General features: G+C 37.2%; 12 protein-coding genes. 9 read left to right on the top strand and 3 right to left on the bottom strand.

Annotated elements, in window-relative coordinates; translation table 11 throughout:
• Positions 1-12 precede the first annotated feature (12 nt).
• From ACB104_RS01045 to rlmD, 3 genes are read right to left on the bottom strand one after another with little or no spacing between them, the layout of a single operon-like run.
• Entirely contained in the window at positions 13-762 is a 750-nt protein-coding gene (locus ACB104_RS01045; protein ID WP_370476419.1) for a DUF6048 family protein, read from the bottom strand.
• Positions 728-1,270 (bottom strand): DUF6452 family protein, encoded by a 543-nt coding sequence (locus ACB104_RS01040; protein WP_370476418.1) that lies wholly within the window; start codon positions 1,268-1,270, stop codon positions 728-730. Before ACB104_RS01040 ends, ACB104_RS01045 begins: the two co-directional genes overlap by 35 nt.
• Positions 1,271-2,683, bottom strand: a complete 1,413-nt coding sequence (gene rlmD, locus ACB104_RS01035) for a 23S rRNA (uracil(1939)-C(5))-methyltransferase RlmD (RefSeq protein ID WP_370476417.1) — start codon at positions 2,681-2,683, stop codon at positions 1,271-1,273. It lies immediately after the preceding gene.
• A gap of 135 nt (positions 2,684-2,818) precedes the next feature.
• Between rlmD and ACB104_RS01030 the strand changes: the two genes are divergently transcribed.
• From ACB104_RS01030 to ACB104_RS00990, 9 genes are all read left to right on the top strand, one after another.
• Positions 2,819-3,376, top strand: a complete 558-nt coding sequence (locus tag ACB104_RS01030; RefSeq protein ID WP_370476416.1) for an RNA polymerase sigma factor — start codon at positions 2,819-2,821, stop codon at positions 3,374-3,376.
• A complete protein-coding gene (locus tag ACB104_RS01025; protein WP_370476415.1) occupies positions 3,366-3,752 on the top strand; it encodes a DUF6768 family protein in 387 nt (128 codons plus the stop codon). The genes ACB104_RS01030 and ACB104_RS01025 overlap by 11 nt, the downstream gene beginning before the upstream one ends.
• A 139-nt stretch (positions 3,753-3,891) precedes the next feature.
• Positions 3,892-5,139 carry an ornithine--oxo-acid transaminase gene (rocD, locus tag ACB104_RS01020; RefSeq protein ID WP_370476413.1) on the top strand — a complete coding sequence of 416 codons (1,248 nt, stop codon included), beginning with the start codon at positions 3,892-3,894 and terminating at the stop codon, positions 5,137-5,139.
• Positions 5,140-5,324: 185 nt separating this feature from the next.
• A complete protein-coding gene (locus ACB104_RS01015) occupies positions 5,325-6,173 on the top strand; it encodes a dihydrodipicolinate synthase family protein (protein WP_370476412.1) in 849 nt (282 codons plus the stop codon).
• Positions 6,174-6,194: 21 nt separating this feature from the next.
• Positions 6,195-7,733, top strand: a complete 1,539-nt coding sequence (locus tag ACB104_RS01010; protein WP_370476410.1) for a sodium:solute symporter family transporter — start codon at positions 6,195-6,197, stop codon at positions 7,731-7,733.
• A 16-nt stretch (positions 7,734-7,749) separates the two neighbouring features.
• Entirely contained in the window at positions 7,750-8,898 is a 1,149-nt protein-coding gene (locus tag ACB104_RS01005; protein ID WP_370476409.1) for an iron-containing alcohol dehydrogenase, read from the top strand.
• A gap of 11 nt (positions 8,899-8,909) precedes the next feature.
• Positions 8,910-9,935: a 4-hydroxythreonine-4-phosphate dehydrogenase PdxA gene (gene pdxA / locus ACB104_RS01000; RefSeq protein ID WP_370476407.1), complete on the top strand. Its 1,026-nt coding sequence runs from the start codon at positions 8,910-8,912 to the stop codon at positions 9,933-9,935.
• Positions 9,935-11,092 (top strand): four-carbon acid sugar kinase family protein, encoded by a 1,158-nt coding sequence (locus tag ACB104_RS00995; RefSeq protein ID WP_370476405.1) that lies wholly within the window; start codon positions 9,935-9,937, stop codon positions 11,090-11,092. The genes pdxA and ACB104_RS00995 overlap by 1 nt, the downstream gene beginning before the upstream one ends.
• A gap of 24 nt (positions 11,093-11,116) precedes the next feature.
• Positions 11,117-12,256 carry an ABC transporter substrate-binding protein gene (locus ACB104_RS00990; RefSeq protein WP_370476404.1) on the top strand — a complete coding sequence of 380 codons (1,140 nt, stop codon included), beginning with the start codon at positions 11,117-11,119 and terminating at the stop codon, positions 12,254-12,256.
• Positions 12,257-12,259 lie beyond the last annotated feature (3 nt).

The following is a 12,259-nucleotide window of genomic DNA, read 5'->3' as shown; positions in this document are numbered from 1 at the left end:
TTTCTTAAATCATCAGTTTTTAGCCTCAGCTGATTGTTTGTACTTTTTATAAAGCGGAATCCTGTAGGATAAAAAGTAGCTATATCCAACCCCGATACCTGTGCTATCATAGGTTTTTCCAAATCCCGGAATATAAACATTCTGAAAATTATTAGGTTCGGTTTCACTGGCTGATACTTTCAGTTGTGCATTAAGGCACATATAGAGATTATTGAACAGCTCTACTTTAATGCCCAACATGATTTCAGCCCAAATGGCCGTTAAACCACTAAAAGATTCGTTTTCGGTTGACGTAAATTGTTCCCAATATTGGTTGGTGTTGTAAACCGTAAAACTGTTTAAATCGTGGCTGAATGTACTGGCGCCAATTCTAAAGCCTGCGTAAATCATGTTGTCCATATCAAGCCAGTTTTCATACATGTTGTAATCAACACCGGCTTTAATATAACTGCCTTTGCTGGTAATATCTAGATAATCGTTAATGGTGCTTTTTTCTTCAAAACCAATTTCACCGGCAATGTAGAGGTCTTTTTTTATGCGATAATCTCCTTGGATTTCAAAACCACTATAGTCATCATCAAGTGTGGTTCTAATAAGTTTTCCAATGTCGCCACCCAATCTTAACCCATACTTTAGTTTTACCCTTGTAGTATCAACTGAAATTTCTGCAATAGTGTCATTTTGAGCATTAACCGATGCACAAAACAAAAAAAGCACTAAAAAACTTTTAATGTGTAATAGTAAAGTGCGTTGTTGTTTCATCTTCTACAGATTGGTTATCGGTTAAAGGTTGTCTGGATAGCATCCAATTATCACTATCGGGTTCAATGGTGAGCGTTACATTTTTGAAAATGGTTTTGTAACCGCAGGCACGAGAAACAAAAACTTGTTCTCTGCTATAGTTTATAGTTATGACATCTGAATTGCCATCAACAAAATCATCCGTATTGTCGTCAGGCGTGCCGTTCTCATTTACTTCCGCTTCTTTAAAAATAACGTATTGCGTGGTGTTGTCATCCGTTTTTAAGGGTAACATTAGGGTTGAGGCACTAACAAAATTATAGCCTTCGAGAATAAATTCATTCCCAACACCTGCAACAACAATATCAAATACATTTTTTTTGTTATCGGGGTTTACACTATCTAAAAAATCGATAATCAATCGAGGGGTTGTTGGTGTGCTTTCCGGACAAATATCATCGCGTTCGCAGCCAACGGACAATCCAACAATCAATAGTATTGGAATGATAAGTATTTTAAAATATTTCATTTATCGTCTTTCTAAAAGTACTACATTTTCAACATGAAAAGTTTGTGGAAACATGTCAACGGCCTGTGTTTTTACAACCTTATACATCGTGTCCATTAAAGCTAAATCCCTTGCCTGTGTGGCACTGTTGCAGCTTACGTAAACCACACGCTTTGGTGAAATGTTCAATATTTGTTGCACAACATCTTTGTGCATACCATCACGTGGTGGGTCGGTAATGATAACATCGGGTTGCCCGTGTTTTTTGATGAAATCATCATTAAAAACATGCTTCATGTCGCCCACAAAGAATTCAACGTTATTTATGTTGTTTAATTGTGCATTTTCCTTGGCGGCAATAATAGCATCAGGCACGGCTTCAACACCAACTACCTTCTTTGCCTTTTTGGCAACAAATTGAGCAATGGTTCCTGTTCCGGTATATAAATCGTAGACGAGTTCATCCCCTGTTAAACCTGCAAAATCACGTGTAATTTTATAAAGTTCAAAAGCTTGATCTGAATTTGTTTGATAAAAAGATTTGGCATTGATTTTAAACTTAAGGCCTTCCATCTCTTCAAAAATATGGTCAGAACCTTTATAACAAATGATTTCCTGATCGTAAATCGTGTCATTAGCTTTTCCGTTGATAACATAAAGTAATGAGGTTATTTTTGGAAAGGTTTCAGCAACAAAATTTAGAAGCAATTCACGTTTTGCCTTGTCTTCCTTAAAAAACTGAATGAGCACCATAACATCGTCTGTGCTTGCCGTGCGAATCATCATAGTGCGCAAAAAACCCGTTTGGTTTCGGGTATTGAAAAATTCCAAATTATTATCAATTGAGAAATGCTTAACCGCGTTTCTTATGGCATTTGATGGGTCTTCCTGTAAATGGCATTTTTTTATGTCCAGAATTTTGTCCCACATACCGGGAATATGAAAACCAAGCGCATTTTTATCTCCTAAATCTTTGTCAGATTGAATTTCGTCAAGTGTTAACCACCGGCTGTCACTGAACGAAAATTCCATTTTGTTTCTGTAGAAGTATTGTTTTTTTGAACCTAAAATGGGTGTGACTTCAGGTAGTTCGATATGGCCGATTCGGGTTAGATTATTGGTAACTTCCTTTTGTTTGTAAAACAATTGGTGTTCGTAAGCCATATCCTGCCATTTGCATCCACCGCATGTTCCAAAATGCTCGCAAACAGGGGCCGTGCGTTTTTCCGAATATGTGTGAAAATGAATTGCTTTTCCCTCGTAGTAAGCTTTTCGTTTTTTAAACGTTTGAACATCAACTACATCACCTGGCACAGCATTGGACAAAAAGATAACTTTTCCATCTGGTGCTTTAGCGATGGTTTTCCCTTTTGCACCCGCATCCATTACCTTAATATGTTCAAAGATTTGTTTCTTGGCTAATTTTCTGGACATGCTGCAAAAGTAATAATTGCCAGAAAAAAATATCATTTTATTTCTGTTAACTTTGGTTGAATTCCTTTTTCCACAAAATAAAATGAACCTTTTCAGATTTTCTATGTCTTTAAGGTATAAGTTCGGATTTATTTAATGAGCGCAAAGCAACGAATTAGAGACAGTAAGTTAGTTTCAGATTATCAGGCGGGCGATTTAAACGCATTGAATGGCCTTGTAAAAAACTGGCACAAAACATTTTGTGAAAAAGCTTTTTGGTTGGTTAAAGATGCCGATGTAGCAAAAGACATAGCTCAGGACAGTTGGAAGACGATTATTGCCAAAATCAATGACCTTAAAATTCCTGAAAGTTTTGGCAGTTGGGCTTTGCGAATAGTCTATACAAAATCTATTGATTGGATTAATTTGAACAATAAAACGATTGAAAAACATCAAGTTTATAGTTATGAACAAGAACTGACAACCACAACTGTAAATACGGATTATGAAGATTTGAAGCGTGCACTTTTAGCAACTGTAAAGAAGTTGCCCAAACAGCAACAAGTTGTTATTAAGTTGTTTTATGTTGAAGACTATTCATTAAAAGATATAAGTGAAATGCTAAATATTTCAATTGGAACTGCAAAATCGAGACTGTTCCATGCTAGAGAAAAATTAAAAACAATATTAAAAAATATAAATTATGAAAACTAAGATGGAAGACATTGACAAATTAATCAAAGAAACGCTTACAGAAGAAGAAGCAAAGTTTTATGATGAGTTGGATGAACAAAACCTCTTTCAAATGCTATGGGGCGTGTTTAAAGGCAAAAACTCTTGGGTGGCACTAGTTATGAATATTTTCAATGCCTTGGTTTTTGGGCTTCTTATTTATTGTATTATTCAAACCATGGATGTTGAAAAAACAAATGATTTAATTCTATGGGTAGGTGCAGTAATTATGTGTTTTTTAACCATGAGCATGATTAAAATCTACATTTGGATGCAAATTCACAAAAATGCTGTTATTCGCGAAATAAAAAGATTAGAATTACAGGTGTCATCACTGTCAGCAAAAATCTCAGAATAAGACTTTTGCGAGCCATTAATATTTACTAACTTGCACGCCTATCCAGGGATGATTTCTCTCCCACGCTGCTTTTTCGGATTCCACGAAAGAATAAAGGTACAGAAGGAATGGTTGTTTTATCAATTTAAATTTCATTAAAATGGCTGTTTTAGACCAATTAACTTCGCAACAAGCGATAGATTTAGAAAACAAGTATGGCGCACATAATTACCATCCATTACCTGTGGTTTTGGCAAAAGGTGAAGGTGTTCATGTTTGGGATGTAGAAGGAAAAAAATATTACGACTTCCTATCGGCTTACTCGGCGGTTAACCAAGGGCATTGCCACCCGAAAATTGTTAATGCCATGACACAGCAAGCACAAACCCTAACCTTAACTTCACGGGCATTTTACAATGACATGCTCGGTAAATTTGAAAAATTTGCTTGCGAATACTTTGGATACGATAAACTTTTACCAATGAATACAGGGGCTGAGGCTGTTGAAACCGCCTTGAAGTTATGTAGAAAATGGGCATATGAAGTAAAAGGTATTGATGAAAATGAAGCTGAAATCGTTGTGTGCGAAAATAACTTTCACGGACGTACAACAACCATAATATCATTCAGTAACGATCCAGTTGCCCGAAAAAACTTTGGCCCATATACAATGGGCTTTATTAAAATTGAATATGATAATTTGGATGCTTTAGAAATGACTCTGAAAAGCAATCCAAATGTGGCAGGTTTTCTGGTAGAACCTATTCAGGGCGAAGCGGGTGTTTATGTGCCAAGCGAACACTACCTTGCAAAAGCAAAGGCACTATGTGAGCAGTATAATGTTTTGTTTATTGCAGACGAAGTCCAAACCGGTGTTGCACGCACAGGAAATTTATTGGCAGTAGACTACGAGCATGTAACCCCGGACATTTTAATTTTAGGCAAGGCCCTAAGTGGTGGTGTTTATCCAGTTTCTGCGGTTTTGGCAAATAATCAAATAATGAATGTTATAGAACCAGGTAACCACGGAAGTACTTTTGGTGGAAATCCCGTGGCAGCCGCTGTAGCCATGGCCGCTTTGGAGGTAATAAAGGATGAACATTTAGCCGAAAACGCTTTTACTTTGGGTGAATTGTTCCGAACAGAAATGAGCAAATACATAAAAACCAGTAATATTGTTAACCTAGTTAGGGGGAAAGGCTTATTGAATGCCATAGTGATAAACGATGATGAAGATAGCGATACTGCCTGGAACATTTGTTTGGCATTGCGCGACAATGGTTTATTAGCAAAACCGACACATGGTAATATTATCCGTTTTGCACCTCCATTAGTTATGACCGAAGAGCAATTATTGGATTGTGTAAATATTATAACGAAAACACTTCAACAATTTGAAAGGGAGTAATTTATAAAAAAATATGCGAGCAAAAAATGTGCGTTTCACAAAGAAACGCACATTTTTTTATGTCCTTTTGAAAGAAAAATTCACTTGTGAATTTTACAAAATCGGTCGACGCTCAAAAATAACACCGAAATATTTTTTAAATGGCAATATTGCATGTTGCAATTTTTAAATACCTTTTCATCAATATGCAGAAACGTTTCTCCGGTGTTGTTGTACCCATGATTACCCCATTAAATGAGGATTTAACTGTGGATTTACATTCGGTAAAGCTCATAGTTGAACTTTTCGCTGAGAATGGAATACACCCACTTGTTTTGGGAACTACTGGTGAATCCAGCTCTATTGGGGAAGTTGAAAGTTACAGGATGGTAGAAACATCTGTTAAAGCAAAATCGGAAGGGCAATGCATTTATGCTGGATTGGTTGGTAACCACGTGAATAATCTTATTGAGCGCGGAAACACTTACATTAGTTTAGGGGCCGATTGTGTTGTGGCAACACTGCCTTCCTATTATGGTCTTACGCCAAACCAAATGACTGCTTTTTATGAAACCCTTGCAAATCATATTTATGGCCCGTTAATGATGTATAACATTAAGGCGACAACGCAAATGTCTATTCCTTTAGAAGTGGTTGAAAAATTATCTGAGCACCCAAACATTTGGGGTTTAAAGGATTCTGAACGTGATGTGGGACGAATGAAAACCTGTATTGACCTCTATAGCAATGACGAAAATTTTTCTTTTTTCTGCGGATGGGGTGCACAAAGTTATGGTAGCCTAAAATTGGGGGCAGATGGTATTGTACCCAGCACGGGCAATTATGTTCCAGAAATGTATAAAAAAATGTATAAAGCTGCATTGAATAAAGATTGGGAAGAATGTGAAAAATGGCAAAAGGAAACAGATGCTATTGCAGAACAATATCAAAAAGACAAAACATTGGGTCAATCCTTGGCGGTTTTAAAGGCTTTAATGAATAAAAAAGGATTGTGTAATAAAACCATGATGCCACCTTTAACCGAGGTGGAATAAAACTAGCTAAACTAAACTAATATGTTAAATATTCACTGGATTGACATTGTCATTGTAGTCATTTCTGTAGCCTTTACTTTAGGGGCTGGATTTTACTTTGCACATCGTCAAAAAAGTTCCGATCAATATTTTTCAGGAAGCAAAACTATTCCTGCTTGGGCCATTGGTATTTCCATTTTTGCAACGTTAATCAGTAGCGTTACGTTTTTGGCATATCCAGCTGCTGCCTATAAATCGAACTGGATTTTATTGGTTCAGGGTTTAATGGTGCCTATTGTGCTGATAGGATTGGTTTGGGTTATTGTACCGCTATTCCGAAAGGTAATCAGATTGAGTACCTATGAATATTTTGAGCGCCGCTTTAGTCCGTTTGCTCGACTATATAGTTCTGTTGCGTTTATATTGACCCACTTTTCCAAAATGGGGACGGTGCTTTATCTGGTGAGTTTGGCTTTGGCCACCCTTACGGGGATTGATGTGACCACATTTATAATTGGCCTTACCATTATAATCATCCTTTTAACCCTATTAGGTGGAATAGAAGCTGTAATTTGGATGGATGTTATACAAGGATTTTTGCTTATTGGAGGGGGGCTGTTGTGTATTGGCATACTCTTGTTCAAATCCGAAAGTGGAGCAGGTTTCATGATTGATGAAGCTTTTGCTATGAAGAAAATTGACTTCGGACCATACGATTTTACGTTTACAGAACTCACATTTTGGGTTTTGGTAATAAATGGTGCTTTTTATGCATTGCAAAAGTATGGAACCGATCAAACCATTGTTCAACGTTACCTTACCGCCAAAAGTGATAAAGATGCAAAAAAAGCAGCTTATATTGGGGTGTTCGCTAGTGTACCGGTTTGGGCGTTGTTTATGCTGATTGGGTCTTTGTTGTTTGTTTTTTACAATACAGGTGGGGCGGTTTTAGCAGAGGGGTTAAAGTCGGATCAAGTTTTTACTTATTTCATCGGAACAGAATTACCAATTGGTGCCGTTGGTTTGGTTTTGGCAGCACTTATTGCTGCAGCAGTTTCTAGTTTGGACTCTGACATGAATTGTTTGGCGGCCATTGGTGTTGAAGATTTTTATCAGCGCTTTAATCCAAATTGCACCGATAAACAACGTTTAATGGTAGGGCGTTTATTAGTGTTGTTTTCAGGTATAGCCATGTTGGTTGTCGCATTACTTTATGCCGCCTGGGATGGTCAAGGAGTTTTAGGTGTAGTATTCAAATTATACGCCATTTTTTCCGCAGGAATAGTTGGCATTTTTATGTTAGGTTTATTCTCTAGAAGAGCAAATAAAAAAGGGTTGCATATCGGTATTTTCGTTTGCATAGTGTTCACTGCATATGCTGTTTTGACCACTACTGAAATTAACGATTCACTGATTTTGGACTTTGGCTCATATAATTTTCCACATCACAAATACATGTTGGGGGTTTATAGCCATTTAATCGTATTGGTTGTTGGCTATTTGGCAAGCTTCCTTTTTAAATCTGAACCTGTTAAAGATGAATTGACCATTTATGGTTATTTTAAATTAAAAAATAAATAAAGATTAAGATTTGAACATGAATTCAATAACCTTATTGCAACCTGGAAAAATTGAATTTGGAGAAGGCTCTTTAGGTAAACTTTCTGAAGATTCCATTTTGGAAACTTCAAACAAAATATTACTGCTAGTTGCCACACCGCTAATGAATGCTTTGGCGGAAACCGTTAAAACTCTTCGTTCAAAAAATAAAGACGTGAGTTTAGTAGAATATAAATTTGTTGGCGAGCCTACATTTGCGCAATTCAATACATTAATGGATGAAAATGAAGGATTTAATCCAGATTGTGTAATCGGTGTTGGTGGTGGAAGTGTTCTGGATTGTGCCAAGTTGATGGCTGCGCTCATCAACAATACGAAGAAACTTGAGGATGTTGTTGGCATTGGTTTTTTGAATGGAAGAAAAGCAAAATTGATTTGTATTCCAACCACTTCGGGAACGGGAAGTGAAGTGTCGCCAAATGCCATTTTATTGAATGAGGCTACAAATGCCAAAAGTGGCATTATAAGTCCATATTTAGTGCCAGATTCCTGTTACCTCGACCCCGTTTTAACGGTAAGTTTGCCAGCTAAATTAACAGCCGAAACAGGTATAGATGCTTTGTCTCACTGCATTGAGGCTTACACCAATAAGTTTGCTCATCCAATGATTGACACTTATGCATTAAGAGGTATTCAGTTAATTTCTGAAAATCTACTAAAAGCCTATCAAAACGGACAGGATATTGAAGCCCGTTCAGCCATGTTGCTGGGTTCTATGTACGGTGGTTTGTGTTTAGGGCCTGTTAATACTGCTGTGGTTCATGCTTTATCATATGGATTGGGCGGTAAATTTCATATTGCCCATGGTTTGTCAAATGCTATTCTGATGCCAGAAGTTTTAAGGTTTAATCTTCCTTCCAATCCAAAAAGACATGCTGAAGTAGCCCGAGCTTTAGGAATTACTTGGAACGGAAAAGATGAAAATATAGCATCATTAGGAATAGAGAAAATAGAGGGATTGTCCATAGCGTGCGGTATTCCCCAAAAATTATCTGAAATCGGAATCACTGGGGATGTACTACCTGAATTGGCGGATATTGCTATGAAAGTAACTCGTTTATTGAAAAATAACCCTAGAGAAGTGACCAGGCAAGATGCTATAAATATTTATAAAAAATTACTTTAGAATTGGTACATATGAAACCAAAAATAGGAATCTCAATGGGCGACCCTGCAGGAATTGGTCCAGAAATCATTATAAAAACATTGGCATTAAAGGATGTTTACAAGCGATCTAACCCTTTGGTTGTTGGCGATGCACAAACCATGCGAAACGAAGCCAAAGCGTTGAAATCATCATTAAAAATCAACGCCATACAAAACGTTTGCGATGCCAAATTTGAACATGGAACCATTGATGTTTTCGATTTAAAAAATGTAAACATAGAGGAATTACAGCCTGGGGTTGTGACCGGCATGGCTGGTAAAGCGGCTTTTGAGGCTGTGATAAAAAACATAAAATTAGCTTTGGCAAAAGAAATTGATGCCACCGTTACGGCACCTATAAACAAAGAATCCATTCACAAAGCTGGACATAAATATTCTGGTCACACCGAAATTTATGCCGATTACACCAAAACCAAAAAATACGCCATGCTTTTGGCTGATGAAAACTTTCGGGTTATTCACGTAAGCACCCATGTGTCCTTACGTCAAGCCTGCGATTTATGTAAAAAAGAACGTGTTTTTGAAGTGATTACCTTGTTGCATGATGCTTGCCAAAAATTCGGTATTGAAAAACCTAGAATTGCTGTGGCAGGGTTAAATCCGCATGCAGGTGAAAACCAATTGTTTGGAGATGAAGAGGTAAAAGAAATTATTCCTGCTATTCAAGAAGCTCGTGAATTAGGCTATGACGCCCAAGGGCCTTTTCCGCCAGACACCATGTTTGTCAAAGCTGTTCAAGGTAAGTTTGATGGCTGTATTGCTATGTATCACGACCAAGGGCATATTCCTTTTAAATTGGAAGGATTTAAGTGGGACAACGAAAAGGAAACGATGAAAAGTGTTAAAGGTGTGAACATCACCTTAGGATTGCCCATTATTAGAACTTCAGTAGACCATGGAACGGCTTTTGAAATTGCAGGACAAGGAATCGCTTCTGCCGATGCCATGTTGGTTGCGATAGATTACGCCATTGTGATGGCAAAACACAAAAAATAATGATTACCGTTATAGCCGATGACTTAACCGGAGCAGCTGAAATCGCAGGTATTTGTTTACGTTATGGTATTGATACAACTTTTGGTATTGATACTATGTCTGAAAGGGAAGCGAAAGTGGATATTATTGCAACGGATTCACGTTCATTATCAGAGACGGAGGCTTATCAAGTTCATTGCCAATTGGCTAAAAAAGTCATTCAAAAAAACAAAAATCAAATTGTTTTTAAAAAATGTGATTCGGTATTGAGAGGGCACGTTTTAACAGAACTAGCTGCATTAATGGATGCTTCTGGAAAAGAAATCGTATTGTTGCAGCCCTCAAATCCAGTTTCAAATCGAGTCATCAATGATGGTATATATTATGTAAATGATGTAGAAATAGAGAACACGGGATTTTCGGCAGACCCAGATTTTCCAGCAAAAACATCATCAGTTAAAAAGTTGTTTCTGAGTAGAACTTCAAAACAAGATATCGAAGTTTATTCGGGGAATATTTCAAACATTGATTCAAAAGGGATTTACATTCCAGATTGCAATTCTGAAGAAGATTTAATGACAAATCTAAAACATTATCACGATGATTTTGTCATTGGCGGAAGCGCAGCTTTTTTCGAGCAATTTTTAATCCATTTGAACATCGCTTCAAACAAAACGGAATTAAAAAGACTGCATTTTTCAAAAGGCTATTTGTTGGTTTCGGGGAGTATGCATCCTGATAGCATTCAATTTGCAAAAATGCTTCAAACTAAAGGTTGTCAGTTGGAATATTTTTCAACCGGAATGATTAAAAAAGAGGTTGATGCAGATGATATAAATGCTTTTGGTGATAATTTACGTGAAGTTTATAATAAGCACAAGAAACTAATCCTTCGTGTTTCAGATGATATTCAGCTATTTGAAGACAGTTCGAAAATTTTAAAAAACAGGCTCAGCACTGTTGTTAAGCATCTCTTAGAAAATACAGATGTTGATGAAATTTTTATAGAAGGAGGTGCCACGGCGTACAATATTCTTCATGCACTGGGTTGGAATTCGTTCACTCCAACGGAAGAATTGGCTTTGGGAGTTGTACGGATGCAATATAATTCAAATCCCAAAAACCATATTACCCTAAAACCCGGAAGTTATAAATGGCCGGAAGGATTGTTTAATTAGTATATTTAGAAGGAAATAAGTTTTATGATACACTTAAAAGGCATAGCATGGAACCATACCCGGGGGTTTACCTCGGTGGTGGCAACCGCACAACGTTTTGAGGAACTCAACCCAAATGTTAGGATTACCTGGGAAAAGCGTTCGCTACAAGCCTTTGCTGATGCGCCTTTGGATGACTTGACCAGCCAATATGACTTACTGATTATGGACAATCCGCATGTTTCCATAGCGGCGCGCGATAAGGTTTTGTTGCCTTTTGATGATTATTTAAATAACGATTTTTTAACGGAATTGGCCAAAAATAGCGTGGGTAAATCCTATGCTAGTTATCATGTAAATGGGAAGCAATGGACTTTGGCTACCGATGCAGCAACACCCATTGCAACTTGGAGGGAAGATTTGGTTAAAAAGCACAACGTTCAATTACCTAAAACTTGGGAGGACCTTTTGGCGTTGACAAAAACAGGAAAAGTGGCTTTTGCTTCCATTCCAATCGATACCTTAATGCACCATTACATGATGTGCATTGCTTTGGGTGCTGAAGTTTTTGAAAATAAAACTGAAGTGGCGCCACGTCAAATCATGATTGACGCTGTAAAATCTTATAAGGAATTATTGGATTTAGCACCTTCGTTTTGTTTGGAGATGAATCCCATAAAGATTTATGAGCGTATGACGCAAACAAATGATATTGTATATAGTCCGTTTAATTACGGGTATTCCAATTACTCAAAAAAGAATTATGCAGACCATGTTTTAAAAGCAGGAGGTTTGGTAACCTTTAATGGAAAACGACTTCGTTCTACTTTGGGAGGTGCGGGTATTGCCGTATCTGCCAAAACGGAACATGCTAACATATCCATGAAATATGCTGAATTTACGGCTTTGGAAAAAACACAATCGGGTTTGTATTTTGAGTCGGGGGGCCAACCCGGACACCGTAAATCATGGTTAAGTGAAGAAGTAAACAGCCAGTGTAAAGACTTTTTTAAAGACACTTTGCAAACGCTGGATGAAGCTACTATGCGTCCACAATATTACGGTTATATGCATTTTCAGGATGAAGCAAGTCCTGTTATTCATGAGGCAATGACTGAAAGAGTGTCTATTGAAGCAGCCGTTGATAAAATGAACGAAATTTACAGAGAATCATTAACATATTAATGT

Source organism: Tamlana flava (genome assembly GCF_041287255.1).
In the GTDB taxonomy this organism is placed as follows: domain Bacteria; phylum Bacteroidota; class Bacteroidia; order Flavobacteriales; family Flavobacteriaceae; genus Tamlana; species Tamlana flava.
This window is presented reverse-complemented; position numbering and strand designations above follow the sequence as displayed.